Origin of the sequence: Streptomyces sp. NBC_01294 (assembly GCF_035917235.1) — a bacterium.
Taxonomy (GTDB): Bacteria; Actinomycetota; Actinomycetes; order Streptomycetales; family Streptomycetaceae; genus Streptomyces; species Streptomyces caledonius.
The window spans coordinates 7,398,250-7,418,947 of sequence record NZ_CP108423.1; the positions used below are offsets into that span (position 1 = coordinate 7,398,250).

Here is a 20,698-nt window from a genome sequence, read left to right on the forward strand (position 1 = left end):
TCGGGGTACCGGTCGCGGGATCGGTCCAGGAATCGGTCATCGCTGAAAGCCCTTTCGGACGGGTCGGGCTCCGAAGCCGCCGGGGCGCTTCGGTGAGGGCTGCCAGGCCCGCAGGCGCAGGCTGTTGCCGACCACCAGCAGTGAGCTGACGGACATCGCGGCGGCGGCGACCATCGGGTTGAGCCAGCCCACCGCGGCCAGGGGCACGGTGACCGCGTTGTAGCCGAACGCCCAGACGAGGTTGGCGCGGATCGTCCCCAGGGTGCGGCGGGCCAGCCGGACGGCGTCGGCCACCGCCTCGATGTCACCGCGCACGAGCGTCACGTCGGCGGCTCCGATCGCCACGTCCGTGCCGCTGCCCATGGCGATGCCGAGATCGGCGCGGGCCAGGGCGGCGGCGTCGTTCACGCCGTCGCCGATGACCGCGACCCGGCGCCCCTCCTCCTTCAGGCGGGTCACCAGTTCGGCCTTGCCCTCGGGAGTGCAGCGGGCGTGGACCTCGGCGATGCCGAGTTCGGCGGCCACCACACGCGCCGTCGCATGGTGGTCACCCGTGGCCAGCACCGGTTCCACGCCCAGCCGGCGCAACCGGTCCACGGCCCGGTAGCTCCCGGGCCGCAGGACGTCCCCGAGGGCGATCAGGGCCTCGTCGAAGCCGTCGACCCGGACCAGGACCGGCGTGAGCGCGGACGCCTCGGCCGCGGCCAGCGCCTGCACCAACGACTTCGGCAGGCCGTCGTCGGCGGAGAGCACGTCGACGCGCCGCCCCTCCACGACCCCTGTGACGCCCGACCCGGCAGTGGCCAGGAAGCCGGTGACCGGCGGCAGCGTGTGCCCGGGCTGCGCGCGCTGCGCGTACGCGGCGAGGGCGCGGCCCAGCGGGTGCTCCGAGCCCTGTTCCACGGCCCCGGCCAGGCGGAGGACCGCTTCGCGCCCGATGCCGCCGGCGACCGCGGTGACGTGGACGACGCTCACGTGTCCGGTGGTGAGCGTGCCCGTCTTGTCCAGGACCACGGTGTCGACGTGCCGCAGTGCCTCCAGCGCCTGCGGACCGCTGACCAGCACACCCAGCTGCGCACCCCGGCCGGTCGCGGCCAGCAGCGCGGTCGGGGTGGCCAGCCCCAGGGCGCACGGGCAGGCGACGACGAGGATCGCCACCGCCGAGGTCACCGCCCCCTGGGGGTCCGCCCCGGCACCGAGCCAGAAGCCGAGCACCGTGACCGCCAGGGCCAGGATCACCGGGACGAAGACCCCCGCCACGCGGTCGGCCAGCCGCTGGGCCCGGGCCTTGCCGGCCTGGGCGTCGGTGACCATCCGGGTGATACGGGCGAGGCGGGTGTCCGCGCCGACCGCGGTGGCCCGTACGAGCAGCAGTCCACCGGCGTTGACGGCGGCGCCGACCACCTTGCGGCCGGGGCCCACTTCCACGGGATCGCTCTCGCCGGTGACCAGCGACAGGTTCAGGGCGGAGCTGCCGGAGACCACCACACCGTCGGTGGCCACCCGTTCACCGGGCCGCACGAGGAACTCCTGCCCCACCCGCAGCTGTTCGATGGGGAGCAGCCGCTCCCTGCCGTCCTCCTCCCGTACGGTCACGTCCTTGACGGCGAGTCCGGCCAGCGAGCGCAGGGCCGCCCCGGTGCCGCGCCGTGCCCGACCCTCCAGATGGCGGCCTGCGAGGACGAAGAGGGGTACTCCGACGGCGGCTTCCAGGTAGACGTGCGCGACCTCCCCTCCTGCCGACGGGAGGAACGTGAACGGCATCCGCATGTCGGGATCGCCGGCGCCGCCGAGGAACAGCGCGTACAGGGACCAGGAGAAGGAGGCGAGGACCCCGAGGGAGACGAGGGTGTCCATGGTGGCGGCCGAGTGCCGCAGCCCGCGCGCCGCCCGCAGGTGGAACGGCCAGGCACTCCACACGACGACCGGGGCGGCCAGGGTGAGGCACAGCCACTGCCAGTTGCGGAACTGCAGGGAGGGCGCCATCGACAGCACGAGGACCGGGAGGCACAGCGCAACGGTGATCAGAAGCCGCTCGCGCTCCCGGCGCTCGCCGTCCGCCGACGGCTCGGCCGGCAGCGGCCCCGCAGACGGGGACTCCTCGCGCGGTGTGGCCGGCGCGGGCACCTCGGCGGTGTAACCGGCGCGTTCCACCGCTGCGACCAGGTCCTGGGCGGACACGGCCGGCGGGTGGCTCACCCGCGCCCTCCCCGTGGCGAGGTTGACCGTCGCGCTCACCCCGTCGAGCCGGGCCAGCCGCTTCTCCACCCGGTTCACGCAGGCCGCGCAGGTCATGCCGCCGACGATCAGATCGGTCGTCGCCAGGGCGACGCCCGCGGCGTCTGTGGTGCCCGCGGTGTCCGTGGTGCCCGCGGTGTCCGCGGTGTCCGCGGTCATCGTCCGCCCCCCGAGTGCGTGCCGCCCATGCCGCCCATGCCGCCGCCCCCCGGAGTACCGGAGCCGGGCCCCGCGTCGGTGCCGCTCGGGTGCATGCCCGGGGCGACCGGCCCGGCGGCCGACCCGATTCCGTAGGAGAGGGCGAACATCGTCGCGAGCAGCACGACGAAACCGGCCAGGGCCGGTGGCGGTGCCCAACGCGGCCAGGCGGCGTCGGTGCGGCTTTCGGATTGTCGTCCGGCCATCGGTTCTCCAGGTGTGCGGTACCTCTGTGGGACGGCGACCGCCGCCCGCGGGCGGCGGTCGGCGGTCGGCGGACCCTCGTCGGACGGTCGGACGCCTCCTGGTGTGGCGGGTGGAGGGGGAGGTGAAGGCCGTCCGCGGGGGAGCCGCCGGGGAGGTAGTCGTGCACCACCCGTGATGAGTTCCCCGGCCGACTCTGATTCCGGTTCCGGTTTCGGTTCCGGTTTCGGTTTCCGACTCCGAGGACGCCGCCCGCCCCGCCGCCGCGCCGGGCTTCGCAGGAGTGGATCATGGTGGATCCGGGTAGTTGCAGAACGTGATCACGGTCGGCGTCGAAGAAGAGTATTTGCTCCTGGATCCGGTAACGGCTCTGCCCGTCCCTCTCGTGGAGGACGTGCGGCGTACCGCTGGTCTCGGGCCGCTCGCGGAGCGCGACGAGGTCCAGGACGAGCTGCTGCAGGCCCAGGTCGAGGTGGCCACACCCGTGTGCTCGAGCCTGGAGGAGGTGGGCGGTCACCTCCTGCGCCTGCGCCACGCGGTCGCGTCCGCCGCCGAGGAGAACGGCTGCCGCATCGCCGCCACCGGAGCCGCGCCGCTGCGGGGGGCCGGGATCGTACCCGTGACGCCGACGCCGCGCTATCTGAAGATGGAAGGCGAGGCGCGGCAACTCGTCGACGAGCACTTGATCAGCGGGATGCACGTGCACGTTGCCGTTCCCGACCAGGGGACGGGCGTGGCGGTGTTGAACCGGATCCGGGTGTGGCTGCCGACGCTGCTGGCGATGTCCGCCAACTCGCCCCTGTGGGACGGGCGGGACACCGGCTTCGCGAGCTGGCGGACCATCGTGTTCGGCCGCTGGCCCGTGAGCGGATCCCCGCCGTACTTCGACGGCGGCTCCGACTACGAGCAGCGCCTGGAGGCGCTGGTGGCCTCCGGGGTGATCGCCGACAGGAAGCAGGCGTACTGGCAGGCACGGCTGTCCGACAGCTACCCCACTCTCGAGGTGCGGTGTCTGGACGTCCAGCTCCGAGCCGACGACGCCGTCATGCTCGCGGGCATCGTCCGTGCGCTGGTCACCACGGCCATCGCCGAGGAGAAGGCCGGCCTCCCGCCGGCCGTGTGCGCGCCGGAGCTGCTGCAGGCCGGAAACTGGCACGCCGCCCGGCACGGATTGAACAGCACGCTGGTGGACGTGCAGGGCCGCCCCCACAGCAGTGGTGACGTGCTGTGCTCACTCCTCGGCCACATCACGCCGGCCCTGGAGGACTCCGGGGACCTCCGGCAGGTGAGCGCCCTCGTCCACCGGCTCCTGCAGGAGGGCACGCCGGCGGACCGCCAGCGCCGCGCCCTGGCCGAGGGCGGCCTGCTGGGGCTGCTCGATCTGATCAACGCGGCGGCACCGTCCGACTGAGGTCCGGGCGGTGCCGTGGGCGGTTTGACCCGAGCGAGAGGTCAGGCGCGGGGGTGCTGCGGGTCAGCGCTGTCGTCGGGCGTCTGCCAGGCGTCCTGGCGGGCCTGCGCCTGCGGGCTCTGCTCGGCCGGCCGCGCCCCGGGGTCCCGGCGCCGCGCAACGCGTCGGGTGCCGTACCAGAACGAGGCGATCAGTAGCGCGGCCACGATCACGCCGGCGATGATCAAGAAGAGGGACGAGGAAGCGGTGGCCGCAAGGGGCGCTGATGCGATCATGCGCCGCGCCTACCCGGTATCGCCCACCTTGCACGTCCCGCGCCTCGGCCGTCCGGCCCCGCAAGGCCGTCGTGGTCATCCGGCCGAACAGGGCGAACGGCTCGTCGCCCAGGCGGCGCACCGGCAGGGCCGGGTTCCGGGTCGGCCGCAGGCCACCCGCGGCGCGGAGCTTCTCTGCCAGTCGGAGGCCGGAGACCGGAGCGGACCGGCGGGAAGGGGGTGGACAGGGGCTGCCCCAGGTCCGGGCCGACACGGATCCGATCGCCACCGCGTCAGGCGCGGCGGATCACCTGGTGCTCCTCCTCCACGATCCGGGCCAGGCGGGCCAGCATGCCGCGGTGCCGGAGCTGGAGAAGCGTTTCGGTCGCGGAGTTGTGGAGGGTGGCGCCGATGCCGCGCAGTGGGTGCTCGTCGCAGATGACGAGGGTCTCCTCGCCCCACGGCCGGAGCTGGAGGAAGATCCTCGCGGTGCCGAGGGCCTTGAACGAGGCCTCCAGTTCCAGCTCCTTGCCGCGCTCCCGGTGGCGTACGGTCGTCACCCCGTCGGTCGACCAGGGCCCCATCCGCACGGTGTAGCGCAGCCGGGAGCCGACCTCCGGCCAGGCCGCGTCGAGGGGCGTGGACTCGGACGGCCCCACCACCCATTCCCCGTACCGGGTCGGATCGGCCAGCACCGCCCAGACCGCCTGCGGGGGACGATGGATCAGCTGATGACGGACAGCCATGAGGGGAGTCCTCCTGCCGGGGCGGACGGAGAGCGGGGTCACCGCGTCGTGGCTCGTCCTCGGTTCGTCGACGGGGTGTCAAGGTCATGGTGCGGGCACCCCGCCCACCGCGCATCCCACCTCCGCCGGACGAGGGGCGGCGCTTCCCGGTCGGCCGACCTCAGGCGTCAGCGGGGCGCGGACCGACGGCGGGGACATGGGCTGCTGAGTTCCATCGAACACGAGGAGGCACCGTGACGGAGCTGGACCCCTTCACCGACGTACTCGACGGCCCGGTCTACGTGGTCACGGCCGCTTCAGGCGGTGAGCGGGCGGGCTGCCTGGTGGGGTTCGCCTCGCAGTGCTCCATCGACCCGCCGAGGTTCACCGTCTGGCTGTCGACCGCCAACCACACCTACCAGGTCGCGCGCGAGGCCGAGTACCTGACCGTGCACGTGCTCCGCGGGGACCAGCACGCGCTGGCGGAGCTCTTCGGCGGGGAGACGGGCGACAGGGTGGACAAGTTCGCACGGGTGGGCTGGAGGCCGGGAGAAGGGGGCAGTCCGGTGCTGAACGACGTGCGGACCTGGTTCACCGGCCGGATCGAAGGGCGCATCGAGGGCGGCGACCACGTGGGTTTCCTCCTGGCGCCCGCAGCAGTGTGCCCGCCGGCCGAGGACACGTCGCCCGCGCTGCTCCGGTACCGGGAGGTACGGGACTTGGAGCCCGGCCACCCGGCCTGACGGCTGATAAGGACGGTATTCGAGGGTAGACGGCATCCAAGGCGCCACGGCGGATCCAACCGTTCCGCCGCATTCCCAACGTGAGAACGAGGGCATCATGGTTTTCGCCGGACTCATCCTCCTGCTCATCGGCTTTCTGACCGGAATCTCCATCCTGTGGACCATAGGGATCATCCTGCTCGTGGTCGGGGCGGTGCTGTGGGTCCTGGGCTCCGTCGGGCACGCGGTGGGCGGCCGGCGCCATTACTGGTAGTCGGTCCCTGAATGCCTTGCGGGGTGATCGGGTTTGACACTCGGAATCCCGGTCAGGAGCAGGACGTACGCCTTCTATTCCCCCAGGGAGTGATCAGCTGTGTCGGACAAGGAAAAGAGCCGGGCCAAGGCTGAGCAGGCCAAGGGAAAGCTCAAGGAGACGGCCGGCCGCGCGGTGGGCAACGAACGCCTGACCGCCGAAGGCCGCGCGGAAAAGGCCAAGGGCGACGCCCGCCAGGCCAAAGAGAAGATCAAGGATGTCTTCAAGGACTGACGCGTAGCAGCATTGCCCGTTGAGGTCCCGCACCCACGAGGGGTGCGGGACCTCGGCATGGGAACGGCCACCCCGTTCACCGGTCCATGTGTCCGGGCGATCAGGGCGGGCAGACGCGAGAACAGGGACGACGGCCGCGGGCACGGAGCCGTCCGTCCCCATCGAACACCGGACACGAAAGCGTCAACGGTCGGGGTGAGGCGACAGTGAGCATCACGGGAGCAGCCACCGGCGGTCCTCCGCGGCATACGGGAGCACCGGTGATGGGCCAGCGCCGCAGACTCGCCCTGCACAGCATCCGGGGTGCGGTCGGCAAGGGCCGCGAGTTCACCCGCCAGACCCTGCGCGACTGGGGCTGGGACCGGCACGAGAGCGCCGAGGACGCCCTGCTCGTCGTGTCCGAGCTGGTGACCAATGCCGCCCTGCACGGGGGTGGCTGCCACGAGCTCGTACTGACCGCCGGTGAGGCCCTGCGCATCGACGTGATCGACGGCGAGACGGTGCTGCCGCGCGCCCGGGCGGCCGCGGGCCGGCCGGGTGTCCCCGGCGGGCACGGCCTGCACATAGTGCAGCGGCTGTGCGACCGGTGGGGCTCGTACCCCCACGGCAGCGGCAAGGTCGTCTGGGCGGAGATTGAGGCCTCCCGGCTGGCCACCGGGCGCCGGGGCCCGCAGGCCCCGCCCCGCGGCCTCTGAGGTCCGGGCGCGTGCACCTGCCCGCGCCTGCGCCCGCGCCGTCGAGGCCTTGCCTACGCCGGGCCGTCCCTGCGTACCGGGCCGTCCCCAGGGTAGACGCGCCCGCATGACAGGGAAGTACGCGTGGTGGCGCGGTGCGCAGCCGGAGGAAGCGGCCTTGCCGGCCAACGGGAGGCAACGCCGTCCGGCGCACCGGGCCGTCCGGGCGCTGGCCGTGGTGGCCGCCTTCGTCGGGACCGTCCTGTTCAGTGCGGTCCTGGCCCGGCTGACGCTCGAACCTTCCACCGCCTCTGCGGCGCTCGTACACAGCAATGTCCGGCCCGGCCATTCGATCAGCGCCTACCTGAACGGGCCCTCGACGACCGAGGCCGTGCGCCAGCTGGGCGGAAACGTGCTGCTGGGCCTGCCGTTCGGGGTGCTCCTGCCCGTTCTGCTGCCCACGGCCCGGGGGTTGCTGCGGGTCGCCGCCGTGATGGTCTGCCTGATGACGCTGGTGGAGCTCACCCAGGGCGCGCTCGTCACGGGACGCGTCTTCGACATCGACGACGTCATCCTCAACACGGCCGGAGCGCTGCTCGGATACCTGCTGATCGGCCGGCGGCTGGGGCGGGCGGTGCACCCGCGCCGCAGCCACTGGTGGCACCGCTGGACCCGCCGCGGCGCGGCGAACTGAGCTGCCCCGACCCGCCCCGCCCCGGCTCACCGAGCCGGGGCGGGGCGGGGCGGGTCGGGGCCGGCGCCCCTCGCGCTCAGATCTCGCCGCGCCAGGCGCCCGTCTCGACGCCGCGCGACTCGATGAACAGCTTGAACCGCTTCAGATCACCCGCGACCTGGCGCTTGACGAAGCCGAGCTTGTCGGCGGCCGTCTCGGCCAGACCGTCCGGCACCCAGTTCATGTGCAGGACGACCTTGGTGGTGGTCGCGTCGATCGGCTGGAACGTGACGAGACCGGCCTGGCGGGCCTCCCCGTCGACCGTCATCCATGCGACGCGCCGGTCCGGGAGCTGCTCGGTGATCCGTGCGTCGAACTCGCGCCGTACACCGTTCACGTTCGTCACCCAGTGGGTGAGCGTGGTCGTGCGCTGGTCGATGCTTTCGACCCCCTCCATGAAGGCCGGGAACTCCTCGAACTGCGTCCACTGGTTGTAGGCCGTGCGTATGGGGACGTTGACCTCGACATACTCCTCGACGTGCGACATGCGTACCCCTTCCGTGGCGTCCGGACATCTCCAGGCGCGGCTACCCGCCCCTGAAGGCCCCATGCACCGGCCCTGGATGGGGAACGCATCGGCGAACCATCACCACACAAAGCCGAGTTGGCTGGGTGGCGGGTCGGTGGATGGTGCCGCATCGCCCGGGGCGAAAGGGGAGTCGGTGGGAGTCGTGTCAGCTCCCTCCCAGAGGGCAGGCGCGGGAAAGTCCATGCCGCCTCCACCCACTGGGGAGTTATGAACAGCGCTCTACGCCTGCCGACCGTCCTGGGCGGCTCGATCCTGCTCACCCTCGCGGCCGGTTGGGCCGTCGACATGCTGTTGCGCCGAGCCGACGCACGCCACCCCGAGACCCCCTTGTGGAACCTTCTGCGCCGCTGCCGCCGCGCCCTGCAGATCGTGCTGCTCGCCGCACTGTTCAAGGGCGCCTACCGGCAGACCGCGTGGCCGCCGCTGCAGGACAACGCGGCCGCCGTGGGCCGGATCCTCTCGCTCGCCCTGATCGGTGCGGGGGCCTGGCTGATCGTGGCCGTGGCCTCCGCCGTCGTCGAGTCGGGGTACGCCCGCTACGCCACCGGCACCCGCGACCCGGCCCGGGTGCGCCGGGTCCGCACCCAGGTGACGCTGATCATGCGGGTCGTCACGGTCGTCGTGGCCGTCGTCGCGGCCGCCGCGATGCTCCTCACCTTCCCGAGCTTCCGCGCACTCGGCACCTCGATGCTCGCCTCCGCCGGAATCATCGGAATCGTGGCCGGCGTCGCGGCCCAGTCCACCCTCGGGAACCTCTTCGCCGGCTTCCAGATCGCCTTCGGCGACATGGTGCGCATCGGCGACACGGTCGTGGTCGCGGGCGAGTGGGGGGTGGTCGAGGACATCACCCTCACCTTCCTCGCCGTACGCACCTGGGACGAACGCCGCATCACCATGCCCGTCTCGTACTTCACCACCCGCCCCTTCGAGAACTGGTCCCGCGGCGGCGTCCAGATGACCGGCACCGTCTTCCTCCACTGCGATCACGGCGCGCCCGTGGACCTCATCCGCGACAAGGTCCACGAGATCCTGCACGACTGCCCGGAATGGGACGGCCGCGGCTGGGACCTCGCCGTCACCGAGGCGACGCCCTCCACCATCGTGGTGCGGGCCATCGTCACGGCCAAGGACGCCGACGACCTGTGGACGGTGCGCTGCGCCGTACGGGAACGGCTGATCGCCTGGCTCGTGGAGAAGCACCCGGACGCCCTGCCGCGCGTCCTCCTGGGCCCGGCACCGGGAGCGGGGGACGCCGCGGCCGAGCGCGGCCGGTGACGGCACGCGGTGACGGTGGCGTACGACTCAGCCGTACGCGACCGTCACCTCGCGGAAGCCCAGGGAACGCAGCAGTCCCTCCAGCATCGACGCGGTGTTCTTCTCGGCGCGCTCGGCGAGGCCGCTGTCACGGGCCGCCTCGTCGATGTGCTGCACGGCGAGCTTCTGCACGGCCTGCTCGCCGGCCGGGTTGTCGGAGAACAGATCGCCGAGCCGGTCCAGCAGGCCCCGCTGCTTCGACACCGCGTACGAGCGGTGCGGGTCGAGGGCGGCCGTCCCCAGTACCGCGTGGGGCAGCCGGATCGAGGCCTTGGTGCGGTCGCCGTTCACGGTGACGTTCCGCTCGTCCAGTGCGCCCAGGTCGACGTAGCCGCCGACCGTGCCGGAGCCCACGTACAGGGTGCGCGTTCCACGGATCGCGTCCGGCAGCAGCGCCGCGTCCTTCTCCAGGTCCACGACCACCTGGAAGTTGCCGACGGCGCCCTCGTAACGCGCCATGTCCTGGATGGACTTGAGGAGCGCGGGACCGGAACGGTCCCGGGTCTCCTCGCCGAAGAGGCCGCCGAATCCCGGAACCAGACTGAAGCGCTCCACGAGCACGATCAGTACCACGAGCACCGCCACGCCGGCGACGATCCGTCCCCACCACGGGCGCCGCGAGCCGCCCGGCCGATCCGAAGAGGTTTCCATACGTCGCGGATACCCCGTGCAGGCGGCTCCAGCACGATTCCTAGCGGTGCCGGGCGAGGGTGTGCACGAGCACGAGCAGTGCGAAGGCGATGACGACCAGGTGCACCCAGGCAGGGCCCGGTGTCGGGGTCAGGGACAGCGAGGTGAGCTGATGTGAGGTCATGACGCGCTCCTGCCCGCGGCGGCCGGATTGACGCCCCTCGTCACGGGGACGGCGGGCGGGCCGGAGGGACCGGGCGGACTCGTCGGGCGGGGCGGCCCCGGCGGACCTCACGGCCCGGACCTCTTACCGGCCGGTGGGCCTGCCGGACACCAGTCGGGAGGCGTCGACCTCGGCCCAGACGGACTTCCCCTGTTCGTGCGGGTGCGCGCCCCAGCGATCGGACAGACGCTCCACGATGTACAGGCCGTGGCCGCCCGGGATGCCGCGCTGCGGGGAGGCGTGGCGGCGGGGCAGCGTCGTCGTGCCGTCGGACACCTCGATGCGCAGGGCCTCCCCGGCCGTGAGCACGAGTTCGTGACAGCCGTCCGCGTGCAGCGAGGCATTGGTCAGCAGCTCGGACACGAGGAGCAGGGTGTCCTCGGCGGTCTCGGTCCCGTCCCAGCCCCAGTCCCGCAGGGCCTGGCGCGTGAAGTCGCGGCCCTTGCCCACCGCGCCGCGCACACCCGTCAGGGCGAGCCGACGGCGCTGCCCTCCGGCGGGAAGGCCGGCGCTCATTGGACCGCCCGTTTCCGGACCGATGGTCTCCACTGTGGTCATTCACCCCCACGTTCACACTGGTCTGTGCTCTCGGCTTCTGCCCGGGACAGTGTAAGGCGCCTCCGGTCTCAGGGCGTTGCCATGTGGAGCCGCAGCGTGAACCCGCTGTCCGCGGCGCGGACCTCGACCAGGTCACAGAGCTGGTGGATCATCCACAGACCACGGCCTCCGTGGGGCGACGCCAGGGAAGGACGGCGACGGCCCGCCAGGGGGTCGGCCAGGAGGCCGCCGTCCTGGATCTCGGCGACGACGTCCGCCCCGGTGCCCGCCCCCGTGCCCGCCCCGGTGCCCGCCGTGGTCCACAGCCGCAGGGTGCCCTTCCCGCCCCCGTGGGAGAGGGAATTGGCCGCCGCCTCGCTGATGGCCAGGATGAGATCGCCGCGCCGTGCCGGGGACAGGGCCGTTCCGCGCGCCCAGGCCTCGGCGTACTCGCGCACCTCGGCCAGCCCTCCGTGGGAGTACTCGACCCGGAGCACCTCGCCGTCGTGTTCGGACAGGGGGCGATCGCAGTCCGCGGAGACCGTGGCGGCGTCGGTGTAGGCCGGGCTCAGCAGGTCCCGGCCCTGCTCGATGAGCGTCGGGTGGGTGCGCCGGGCATCGGCCACCACCGCGGGCGCCAGCCCCCGTACGTCGTACGGGCACAGGATGCTGGTCGGCCGGCCCGCGAAGGCCGTGTTGATGAGGGCCTCGTGACGGGTGGCCTCCCGCACCTCGGCGGCGGAACGGCCCGGCCAGATCGGCTCGCCGACGATCCGGGCGGCGCGGCCCGCGTGCCGGTCGGCGAAATCCTGCAGGGCGGCCAGAATGCGCCCGGGATTGCGGCCCAGCTCCGTCATGTCCGTCCAGACGATCTCCGCCGTGCTCTCGCCGAGGGTCTCGCGCAGGGCGTCCAGGTGCGGGCCCGGCACGGCGACGAGCACCGGTTCGTCGGCCGACAGGGCCGCACGGACGAAGCCGCCCACACCGGACAGGTACTCGGGGAGGTCCCGGTAGAAGAGGGCGGGGTGGACGAAGGCCCCCGGCCCGGCGGGCGCAGGAACAGTGATCATGCTGCGACCTCCAGCGCGGCGCATTCGTCCGGGAACATCTCCACTACCTTGCGCAGCGAGTATGGCGGGTCGTGGAGCAGCAGACGCCGCCCCTCGCCGCCCAGGGCGGCCGACGCCTGCACCAGCGCGGCGACCGCGGCCGTGTCGAGAAAGGCCACGGCGGACAGATCGAGATGGACCACGGGACCGGGGATCCCGGTCACGACGCCGAGCGCGGTGGACAGGGCTTGCCGGGTGTCGAAGTCGCAGCTGCCGCTCAGGCGTGCGCCGGGGCGGTCCTGCAACGGCAGGGCGGTCAGCGGGGTCGCCGCGCCCGCGCCCGAGCCCGTACCCGCACCCGTCCGCCTGTCCGCGCACCGCGCGACCGCGTCCGCCCCCGCCGCGTCGTCCTGGCGCGCCGGGGCGCCCGGGACGGAGGCGGAGCGGTCGTGCCGGTGGAGGGAGGTCATTCCCGGGCCTACTCCGTGAGCATGCCGGCGCGCAGCCGGGCCAGGGTCCGGGACAGGAGGCGCGAGACCTGCATCTGGGAGATGCCCAGCTCCGTACCGATCTCGGCCTGGGTCTTCTCCTGGCCGAAGCGCATCTGCAGGATGCGCCGGTCGCGTTCGTCGAGCTGTTCCAGCAGGGGCGCGAGCGTGTGGAACTCCTCGAAGAGTTCCATGGCGGGGTCGACCTCGCCGACGCGCTCCGCCAGCGGCCGGGTCGTCCGGCTCGTCGTGGACGGTACGTCGCTCTCCGCGCCGGAGGTGTCGAGGGAACCGCTGGTGTAGCCGTTCGCGGCCACCAGCCCGTCGATGACCTCGTCCTCGGACAGTTCCAGGTGCTGGGCGACCTCCTTGACCGTCGGCGCCCTGCCGAGGACGTCGGTCAGGGACTCCTGGGCCTTGGCGAGTTCCGTACGCAGTTCCTGCAGGCGGCGCGGGACGTGCACGGCCCACGTGGTGTCGCGGAAGTAGCGCTTGATCTCGCCGGTGATGTAGGGGAGTGCGAGCGTGGAGAACTCGACTTCGCGCTCGGGTTCGTAGCGGTCGATGGCCTTGATGAGGCCGATCGTTCCCACCTGGATGATGTCGTCCATGTCGAGACCGCCGCCGAGCACGCGGGCACGGAAGCGCCGCGCGGCGAACTGCACGAGGGAGAGGTTCATCTCGATCAGGGTGTTGCGCGCGTACTGGTACTCGCGCGTCCCCTCCTCCAGCGTGCGCAGTCTCCGGAAGAAGACCCGGGACAGTTCGCGTGCGTCGGCGGGTGCCATCTCACGGGCGTTCTCCACCCGCACCAGGTCAGCGTCCTGCGTTGGCGCTCCCGCAGCAACCCGGTCACGAACAGTGACCTGCGGGTCTATCGCACGAATAGGGCCTGTCGCGGTGGCCGAGCGAGACATGGTGGCCGCTCCCTCCCGATTGACTAACGGCTGCCGGGGCGCTTCTGCCCCGGGTTCGAGGTTCTACACACCTTCGTGAGATCAGTCTCTTCTTCGGGTCGCGCCGTGCCGCAGAAGCGGCTCCGCCGCGCCGGGAGACGCCCGCTCCGGTGGCTCGAGCAGGCATACTCCCTGGGGACAACGTACAGGTGGCGATCCGGGGAGGCGGACATGACCGGAGCAAGGGACGCGTACCAGGACGGTGTGGTCGGTGAGGGCTACCCGGCCGCGGACGGCTGGGTGGTGGCGGCCCGCGGGGAGCTCGACCAGGACACGCTGGCCCCCCTGGAGGAGGCCCTCACCTCCGCTGCGGACCGGCACCGGCTGGTGGTCCTGGACGCCGGCTCCATCACCTTCGGTGACTCCTCCTTCCTGAACCTGCTCCTGCGGCTGCACCACCTCACCGGGCTGCGCATCGCCGCCCCCGGCGAGCAGTTGCGACGGCTCTTCGCCGTGACCGGTGCCGATACGGTCCTCTCCCTGCACGCGAGTGTCGAGGACGCCCTCGGGGCGTGAACTCGCGCCGGCGTGACGACCCTCACCTGCGGGCCGTGACCGTCCCGGTCCGGTACCCGACCGTCCCGGTACCGGAAGGGTCTTGTCGTCCCCGCGGGCCCGTTAGCCTTCACCGGACCGGTTCCGCGGCGAACGGATCCCGGCGGAGCCGGTCGCTCCGGCGGGGCCCGAGGCCAAGGGACCGGCCTGTCCCGCGTGTCGGAGCGGTTGGTATCGAGAGTGAGGTTGGCGGATGGCCGAGCGGGCGGGCACGGATGCACAGAGCGGGGTGTCGGCACTGCCGGGTGAGGGCGGGATCGGCGAGTCGGAGCTGCGCCAGCTGCTGGCCGGTCTGACTGCCGTACGCGACGGGGATTTCCGCACCCGGCTGCCCGATGCGGCCGACGGGCTGCTCGGAGAGATCGCCACCGTCTTCAACGGGATGGTCAACCAACTGTCCCTGTTCACTTCCGAGGTGACGCGGGTGGCCCGCGAAGTGGGCACCGAGGGAACGCTGGGCGGTCAGGCCGACGTACCGGGAGTCGGGGGCGCCTGGCTGGACCTCACCGATTCGGTCAACTTCATGGCCGGAAATCTCACGGCCCAGGTGCGCTCCATCGCCCAGGTCGCGACCGCCGTGGCCAAGGGCGACCTCTCGCAGAAGATCACCGTGACCGCCCGCGGGGAGATCCTGGAGCTGAAGGAGACCATCAACACGATGGTCGACCAGCTCTCCGGGTTCGCCGGAGAGGTCACCCGGGTGGCCCGCGAAGTCGGCACCGAGGGCCGGCTCGGCGGGCAGGCGGACGTGAAGGGCGTCTCCGGGACGTGGAAGGACCTGACGGAATCGGTCAACGTCATGGCCGACAACCTGACCGCCCAGGTGCGTTCGATCGCCGAGGTCACCACCGCCGTGGCCCAGGGCGACCTGACGCAGAAGATCCGGGTGGACGCCCGCGGGGAGATCCTGGAGCTGAAGGAGACCATCAACACGATGGTCGACCAGCTGTCCGCGTTCGCCGACGAGGTCACCCGGGTGGCCCGCGAGGTCGGCACCGAGGGCAACCTGGGCGGCCAGGCCACGGTCCGCGGGGTCTCCGGCACCTGGAAGGACCTCACCGACAACGTCAACGTCATGGCGTCCAACCTGACCGGTCAGGTGCGGTCCATCGCCCAGGTGGCCACCGCCGTCGCCCGCGGCGACCTCTCGCAGAAGATCACGGTGGAGGCGAAGGGCGAGGTCGCCGCGCTGGCCGGGGTCATCAACACGATGGTCGACACCCTGTCCGCGTTCGCAGACGAGGTGACGCGGGTGGCCCGCGAGGTCGGCACCGAGGGCCGGCTCGGCGGCCAGGCGCAGGTCCCCAACGTGGCGGGCACCTGGAAGGACCTCACCGACAACGTCAACTCCATGGCGAACAACCTCACGGGCCAGGTCCGCAACATCGCCCTCGTCACGACCGCCGTCGCCAACGGAGACCTGTCCAAGAAGATCGACGTGGACGCCCGCGGCGAGATCCTGGAGTTGAAGACCACCATCAACACGATGGTGGACCAGCTTTCCTCCTTCGCCGCGGAGGTCACCCGGGTCGCCCGCGAGGTCGGCAGCGAGGGCCGGCTCGGCGGCCAGGCCGAGGTCGAGGGCGTCTCCGGTACCTGGAAGCGCCTGACCGAGAACGTCAACGAGCTGGCCGGCAACCTGACCCGCCAGGTCCGGGCCATCGCCGAGGTCGCCAGCGCGGTCGCCGAGGGCGACCTGACCCGCTCGATCACGGTCGACGCCTCGGGCGAGGTCGCCGAACTCAAGGACAACATCAACTCCATGGTCGGTTCGCTGCGCGAGAGCACGCGGGCCAACCAGGAGCAGGACTGGCTCAAGTCCAACCTGGCCCGCATCTCCGGCCTGATGCAGGGCCACCGGGACCTCGCCGCCGTCGCCGAACTCGTCATGGACGAACTGACGCCGCTCGTCGCAGCCCAATACGGCGCCTTCCACCTCGCCGAGGACCGTCCCGGCGGCACCGTGCTCACCCTCGTCGGCTCCTACGGCCGTCCCGCGGGCGCCGAGGAGCGCACCGTCTTCGCCCTCGGCGAGTCCCTCGTCGGGCAGGCGGCCCGCAGCCACCGGATCATCGCCACCGACCAGGTGCCCGGCGACTACGTCATCTCCTCCGGCCTGGGCCGCACCACCCCGGGCGGCCTGATCATCCTGCCGATCGTGGTCGACGACCAGGTCCTCGGAGTGATCGAACTCGCCTCCTTCACCACGTTCACCCCCGTGCACCGCGACTTCCTCGCCCAGTTGATGGAGACCATCGGCGCCAACGTCAACACGATCGTCGCCAACGCCCGGACCGACGAGCTCCTCGGCGAGTCCCAGCGGCTGACCGGCGAACTCCAGGCCCGCTCGGAGGAACTCCAGGTCCAGCAGGAGGAACTCCAGCGCTCCAACGCGGAGCTGGAGGAGAAGGCCGCCCTCCTCGCCAGCCAGAACAGCGACATCGAGGCCAAGAACCTGGAGATCGAGCAGGCCCGGCAGGAACTGGAGACCCGCGCACAGCAGTTGTCGCTGGCCTCCACCTACAAGTCCGACTTCCTGGCCAACATGAGCCACGAGCTGCGGACCCCGCTCAACAGCCTGCTCATCCTGGCCCAGTTGCTCGCCCAGAACCCCACCCGCAACCTCACCCCCAAGCAGGTCGAGTACGCGGGCATCATCCACTCGGCCGGCTCGGACCTGCTCCAGCTGATCAACGACATCCTCGACCTGTCCAAGGTCGAGGCCGGCAAGATGGACGTCCATCCCGAGCGGGTGGACCTGCCCCAGCTGCTCGAGTACGTCGACGCGACCTTCCGGCCGATGACCACGCAGAAGAGCCTCGACTTCACCGTCACCACCGCCCCGGGCGCCCCCGACGACCTGCTCACCGACGACTCGCGGCTGCGCCAGATCCTGCGCAACCTGCTGTCCAACGCCGTCAAGTTCACCGAGCGCGGCGGCGTCGAGCTCCGCATCGAACCGGCGAAGGCCTCGGAGATCCCCGCCGGGCTTCCCCGGCGCGGGCCGCTGCTGGCCTTCCGGGTACGGGACACGGGCATCGGCATCCCCGAGCAGCAGTTGGAGTCCGTCTTCGGAGCCTTCCAGCAGGCCGACGGCACCACCAGCCGCAAGTACGGCGGCACCGGCCTCGGGCTCTCCATCAGCCGCGAGATCGCCCAGCTCCTCGGCGGGGCCGTCGCCGCGGAGAGCGCGCCCGGCCAGGGCAGCACCTTCACCCTCTACCTGCCGGTCAGCCGCGCGGACTACGAGGACGCCCCGGACTCCGGCGCCGCCCACTCGGCAAGCCCTACGGCGTCCTCGCGCGGCGACGTGTCCAGGGCGGCCGATCCGGGCCGTGCGGGCCGTGCGAGTACTCCTGAACTCCCCGCCCAGCGGCGGGCCCGCCGCCTGCTCGTGATCGAGGAACGGCCCAACGGCCTGCTCACCCTCGTCGCCGAGAGCGCCGACCGGGACGTCGCCCCCCGCCATCAGGTGACGGGCGAGCGCGGAGGCAGCCACGTGGTCAACGCCACGAGCGCGCGGGAGGCCGCCGCGGCCCTGGCATCCGATTCCTTCCACTGCGTCGTCCTGCAGCTGGACATGCCAGACGGTGAGGCGCTGCGCTTCCTCGACGCGCTCGACGGCGACCCGGCGCTCTCCTCGCTCCCCGTCCTCGCCCACGACAATCCCCGGGTCGGGACCGGTCAGGAGAAGGCCCTGCGGGAGCGGTCCGCGGCACGCCACGTGGAGATGCTGTCCAGCCTGGACGAGCTGCGGGAACGCATCGCGCTCCACCTGTCCGCCGAGCAGCCGGGGGACGTGCCGCCCCTCGTGCAGGGAGACGCGCAGCGGCAGCAGACCACCCACGTGCTCGACGGCGACCTGGCCGGCCGCACCGTCCTCGTCGTCGACGACGACGCACGCAACCTCTTCGCCCTCAGCGGGATCCTGGAACTGCACGGCATGCGCGTGCTCCACGCGGAAGACGGCCGCAAGGGCATCGACGCCCTGACCGGCAACGCGGGTGTCGACCTCGTCCTGATGGACGTCATGATGCCCGAACTGGACGGCTACGCGGCCACCGCCGAGATCCGGCGGATGCCGGAGTTCGAGGGCCTGCCCATCATCGCCGTCACCGCCAAGGCGATGCCCGGGGACCGGGAGAAGAGCCTCGCCGCGGGATCCAGCGACTACGTGACCAAACCGGTGGATGCCGACGACCTCATCGCCCGCGTCCGGCACTGGCTCACGCGATGACCGCGGACACACAACGGCACGACGATGCCGGCGCGCACCGGACGACGGCCCGTGAGCAGCAGGCGGCGGGCGCCGTCCCGCACCAGGCCCCGACCCCGCTCGGACGCCTCGTCGCCACGGTCGAACGGCTGCGCCGGGAGGTGCTGGAGGCGCACGCGGCAGCCGACGGCAGGGCCCTGGTCGAACTGGCCAAGGGCGTCCTGATCGGGCAGCTGAACTGCACCCCGGCCGCGGCGGCACGGCAGCTCGACGTGCTGTGCCGCGAGAGCGCGACGTCCCTCCTGGAACTGTCCGCCGACATCGTCAACCAGGCGTCCCGCGACCGGGTCAGCGAGATCGCCGCCGAGTTCGTCGAGCGCGCCGGTACGGTCGACGACGCGGCCGAGCCGCAGTCCACGGTGTCGGTCCGGCTGCGCACCGCCGAGAGCGGCATGCTGGCCGCCGCCGCCGATACCCAGGCAGTGGCCGAGTCGCTCCTGACGAACGCCCTGGGGCCCCTGGGAGCGGTCGCCGTCGCCGTGTGGACCGCGGTGCCCGACGGCTCGCTGGCCCTCGCCGGCCACGCCGGGTTCCCGCCCGGGGAGGCCGCGCGCTGGCGGCACGTCCCCCCGGGCGTCTCCACCGTCGCCCGCCTCGCGCTGGGCGAGCGCCGACTGGTCACCCTCGCCGACCTCGCGCGCGAGGGGCTGCCCTCGATCGGTCACCTCCAGTGGCCCGACGGCGGACGGATGGCGGTACCGACGGGGACGGGCGGACGGATCCACGGCGTCCTCGAAATCTGCTGGCCGCAGCCCCTGGCGCCGCAATCACCGCAGATCGAACGTCAGGTCGAGGCCCTCGCCGAGCTGTGCGCCCGCACCATGGACGTCTCGCCCCCGCGCGACCCGGCGGCCGCCGAGGCGGTGCTCCCGGACGTCGTGGAACTCATCGACCTCGCCGAGGGACTGCAGGACCCGGCCGTGGTGCTCACCCCGGTCCTCGACCCCGACGGCAGGCTCGGCGACTTCCGGATCCGTCACGTCGGCAGCCGGTTCGCCGACCCGGTGGGACGCCCGCGCGGTGACGTCAACGGCGCGCTGCTGCTGGAGGCCTATCCGATGGCCGCCGGCGAGAGCGGGCTGTTCGACATCATCGAGCGCGTGCACGCGACGGGCGAGCCGTTCCGGGCCGAACGCATGAGCCTGACCGCGCTCGTCGACCAGATCCCGCTCACCTCGGTCGCGGACATCAGCGTGAGCCGCCACGGCGCCGCCGTCCTGCTGATCTGGCGGATCGAGGACGAGACCGCCCGGCTGGCCAACCTCCTCCAGCACGCCCAGCGCCTGGGCCGGATCGGCGGTTTCGAGGAGAACCTCGCCACCGGGGAGACCACCTGGAACGCGCAGCTCTACGCGCTCCACGGACTCCCGGCCACCGAGCCCCCCGTACAACTGCGGGAGCTGCCCGGCTACGCGCATCCGGACGACTCCGCCGCCCTCGGCCGCTTCCTGCGGGCGGTGCTCCGCCACCGCCGTCCCTCCTCGGTCAACTTCCGCCTCCGGAGACCCGACGGAATCACCCGCCACATCCGTGTCGTCGCCGAGCCCGTCCTCGACGCGGACCAGCGGCTGCTCGCCGTGCGCGGTGCCTACCAGGACATCTCCGCCCAGCACTGGACCGAGGTGGCGCTGGCCGCGACCAGGGACCAGCTCGCCCACACCGAGGCCGAGTCCGCCGAACGCAACCGGCTGGCCCTCCAGCTCCAGCACGCCATCATGCCGCCGTCCCCACCGGCCATCGAGGCGCCGGGGCTGCGGGTCGCCGTCCGCTACCGGCCGGCGGAGACCGAGTCGCTCGTCGGCGGCGACTGGTACGACGCAGTGGTCCTGCCCTCCGGGCTGATCATGCTGTCCGTGGGCGACGTCGCCGGTCACGGCATCGAGGCGGCCACGGGCATGGTCGTGCTGCGCAACGCCCTGCGCGGCCTGGCCGTCACGGGCGCCGGGCCCGCCCAGCTGCTGTCCTGGCTCAACACGGTCACCCACCACCTGGCCAAGCACGTGACGGCCACCGCCGTCTGCGGCCTCTTCGACCCGAAGACCAGGGTGCTGCGCTGGGCGCGTGCGGGCCACCTGCCGCCCGTACTCGTCCGCGAGGGCGAGGCCGAGGCCTTCCCGCTCATCGAGGGCCTGCTCCTCGGTGCCCTGCCCGATGTCACGTACGTGGAGCGGGAGATGCAGCTCGAACCGGACGACACCCTGCTGATGTTCACGGACGGTCTGGTGGAACGGCGGGACTGCTCGGTCCAGGACTCGCTCGGCCACCTCGTGAACGCGGCGGCAGCCTCGGCCGGGGACCTGGACGGGAAGCTGGACCGCCTCCTCGCCCAGAGCCGGTCCGACACGGACGACGACACGTGCGTGATCGGCATCCAGGTCGGCTGACGCGTCCGCGTGCATTCTGCGTCAGAACAACTCCTCTGTCACTCAAAGGTG

At 72.2% G+C, this 20,698-nt stretch carries 21 protein-coding genes; 10 read left to right on the plus strand and 11 right to left on the minus strand.

Annotated features, from left to right (window positions below; all coding sequences use genetic code 11):
* Nucleotides 1-36: 36 nt before the first annotated feature.
* Together OG534_RS33500 and OG534_RS33505 are read right to left on the minus strand one after the other, a co-directional pair.
* Nucleotides 37-2,397, minus strand: a complete 2,361-nt coding sequence (locus OG534_RS33500) for a heavy metal translocating P-type ATPase (RefSeq protein WP_326593108.1) — start codon at nucleotides 2,395-2,397, stop codon at nucleotides 37-39.
* Nucleotides 2,394-2,642: a hypothetical protein gene (locus OG534_RS33505; RefSeq protein ID WP_326593110.1), complete on the minus strand. Its 249-nt coding sequence runs from the start codon at nucleotides 2,640-2,642 to the stop codon at nucleotides 2,394-2,396. The genes OG534_RS33500 and OG534_RS33505 overlap by 4 nt, the downstream gene beginning before the upstream one ends.
* Before the next feature lie 314 nt (nucleotides 2,643-2,956).
* Between OG534_RS33505 and OG534_RS33510 the strand changes: the two genes are divergently transcribed.
* Nucleotides 2,957-4,051 (plus strand): carboxylate-amine ligase, encoded by a 1,095-nt coding sequence (locus OG534_RS33510; protein ID WP_326593994.1) that lies wholly within the window; start codon nucleotides 2,957-2,959, stop codon nucleotides 4,049-4,051.
* Between the two features lie 41 nt (nucleotides 4,052-4,092).
* Here the strand turns inward: OG534_RS33510 and OG534_RS33515 are convergent, their stop codons facing one another.
* Together OG534_RS33515 and OG534_RS33520 are read right to left on the minus strand one after the other, a co-directional pair.
* A complete protein-coding gene (locus OG534_RS33515) occupies nucleotides 4,093-4,326 on the minus strand; it encodes a DUF6479 family protein (protein ID WP_326593112.1) in 234 nt (77 codons plus the stop codon).
* A gap of 272 nt (nucleotides 4,327-4,598) precedes the next feature.
* A complete protein-coding gene (locus OG534_RS33520) occupies nucleotides 4,599-5,051 on the minus strand; it encodes an SRPBCC family protein (RefSeq protein ID WP_326593114.1) in 453 nt (150 codons plus the stop codon).
* Nucleotides 5,052-5,284: 233 nt separating this feature from the next.
* Between OG534_RS33520 and OG534_RS33525 the strand changes: the two genes are divergently transcribed.
* From OG534_RS33525 to OG534_RS33545, 5 genes are all read left to right on the plus strand, one after another.
* The gene (locus OG534_RS33525) at nucleotides 5,285-5,773 is read left to right on the plus strand and encodes a flavin reductase family protein (RefSeq protein WP_326593117.1); all 489 of its coding nucleotides are present in this window, start codon (nucleotides 5,285-5,287) and stop codon (nucleotides 5,771-5,773) included.
* A gap of 97 nt (nucleotides 5,774-5,870) precedes the next feature.
* Entirely contained in the window at nucleotides 5,871-6,026 is a 156-nt protein-coding gene (locus tag OG534_RS33530) for a DUF6131 family protein (protein WP_326593119.1), read from the plus strand.
* Nucleotides 6,027-6,125: 99 nt separating this feature from the next.
* Nucleotides 6,126-6,299 carry a CsbD family protein gene (locus OG534_RS33535; protein ID WP_326593121.1) on the plus strand — a complete coding sequence of 58 codons (174 nt, stop codon included), beginning with the start codon at nucleotides 6,126-6,128 and terminating at the stop codon, nucleotides 6,297-6,299.
* A 263-nt stretch (nucleotides 6,300-6,562) separates the two neighbouring features.
* Nucleotides 6,563-6,994, plus strand: a complete 432-nt coding sequence (locus OG534_RS33540) for an ATP-binding protein (RefSeq protein WP_326593123.1) — start codon at nucleotides 6,563-6,565, stop codon at nucleotides 6,992-6,994.
* Between the two features lie 106 nt (nucleotides 6,995-7,100).
* The gene (locus OG534_RS33545; protein ID WP_326593124.1) at nucleotides 7,101-7,667 is read left to right on the plus strand and encodes a VanZ family protein; all 567 of its coding nucleotides are present in this window, start codon (nucleotides 7,101-7,103) and stop codon (nucleotides 7,665-7,667) included.
* 76 nt (nucleotides 7,668-7,743) lie between these two features.
* Here OG534_RS33545 and OG534_RS33550 read toward each other — a convergent pair whose 3' ends face one another.
* The gene (locus OG534_RS33550) at nucleotides 7,744-8,193 is read right to left on the minus strand and encodes an SRPBCC family protein (RefSeq protein ID WP_326593126.1); all 450 of its coding nucleotides are present in this window, start codon (nucleotides 8,191-8,193) and stop codon (nucleotides 7,744-7,746) included.
* A gap of 249 nt (nucleotides 8,194-8,442) precedes the next feature.
* On the opposite strand from OG534_RS33550, the gene OG534_RS33555 reads away from it, so the two are divergent.
* Complete coding sequence (locus OG534_RS33555) at nucleotides 8,443-9,510, plus strand: mechanosensitive ion channel family protein (RefSeq protein WP_326593128.1); 1,068 nt, start codon at nucleotides 8,443-8,445, stop codon at nucleotides 9,508-9,510.
* A gap of 27 nt (nucleotides 9,511-9,537) precedes the next feature.
* Here the strand turns inward: OG534_RS33555 and OG534_RS33560 are convergent, their stop codons facing one another.
* The 6 genes from OG534_RS33560 to OG534_RS33585 all read right to left on the minus strand — a co-directional run bounded on the left by OG534_RS33560 (nucleotide 9,538) and on the right by OG534_RS33585 (nucleotide 13,393).
* Nucleotides 9,538-10,200, minus strand: coding sequence for a DUF4230 domain-containing protein (locus tag OG534_RS33560; RefSeq protein ID WP_326593130.1), 663 nt, complete (start codon nucleotides 10,198-10,200; stop codon nucleotides 9,538-9,540).
* A 40-nt stretch (nucleotides 10,201-10,240) separates the two neighbouring features.
* Nucleotides 10,241-10,363 (minus strand): hypothetical protein, encoded by a 123-nt coding sequence (locus tag OG534_RS33565; RefSeq protein WP_326593132.1) that lies wholly within the window; start codon nucleotides 10,361-10,363, stop codon nucleotides 10,241-10,243.
* Nucleotides 10,364-10,486: 123 nt separating this feature from the next.
* Nucleotides 10,487-10,960, minus strand: coding sequence for an ATP-binding protein (locus OG534_RS33570; protein ID WP_442807186.1), 474 nt, complete (start codon nucleotides 10,958-10,960; stop codon nucleotides 10,487-10,489).
* 68 nt (nucleotides 10,961-11,028) lie between these two features.
* Nucleotides 11,029-12,009 (minus strand): sensor histidine kinase, encoded by a 981-nt coding sequence (locus tag OG534_RS33575; RefSeq protein ID WP_326593133.1) that lies wholly within the window; start codon nucleotides 12,007-12,009, stop codon nucleotides 11,029-11,031.
* Complete coding sequence (locus OG534_RS33580; protein WP_326593134.1) at nucleotides 12,006-12,458, minus strand: STAS domain-containing protein; 453 nt, start codon at nucleotides 12,456-12,458, stop codon at nucleotides 12,006-12,008. Before OG534_RS33580 ends, OG534_RS33575 begins: the two co-directional genes overlap by 4 nt.
* 8 nt (nucleotides 12,459-12,466) lie before the next feature.
* The gene (locus tag OG534_RS33585; protein ID WP_442807187.1) at nucleotides 12,467-13,393 is read right to left on the minus strand and encodes a SigB/SigF/SigG family RNA polymerase sigma factor; all 927 of its coding nucleotides are present in this window, start codon (nucleotides 13,391-13,393) and stop codon (nucleotides 12,467-12,469) included.
* A 210-nt stretch (nucleotides 13,394-13,603) separates the two neighbouring features.
* Between OG534_RS33585 and OG534_RS33590 the strand changes: the two genes are divergently transcribed.
* The 3 genes from OG534_RS33590 to OG534_RS33600 all read left to right on the plus strand — a co-directional run bounded on the left by OG534_RS33590 (nucleotide 13,604) and on the right by OG534_RS33600 (nucleotide 20,647).
* Complete coding sequence (locus tag OG534_RS33590) at nucleotides 13,604-13,948, plus strand: STAS domain-containing protein (RefSeq protein ID WP_326593136.1); 345 nt, start codon at nucleotides 13,604-13,606, stop codon at nucleotides 13,946-13,948.
* Nucleotides 13,949-14,180: 232 nt separating this feature from the next.
* Nucleotides 14,181-18,224, plus strand: coding sequence for a HAMP domain-containing protein (locus OG534_RS33595; protein WP_326593137.1), 4,044 nt, complete (start codon nucleotides 14,181-14,183; stop codon nucleotides 18,222-18,224).
* Nucleotides 18,221-20,647 (plus strand): SpoIIE family protein phosphatase, encoded by a 2,427-nt coding sequence (locus tag OG534_RS33600; protein ID WP_326593138.1) that lies wholly within the window; start codon nucleotides 18,221-18,223, stop codon nucleotides 20,645-20,647. Before OG534_RS33595 ends, OG534_RS33600 begins: the two co-directional genes overlap by 4 nt.
* Nucleotides 20,648-20,698 lie beyond the last annotated feature (51 nt).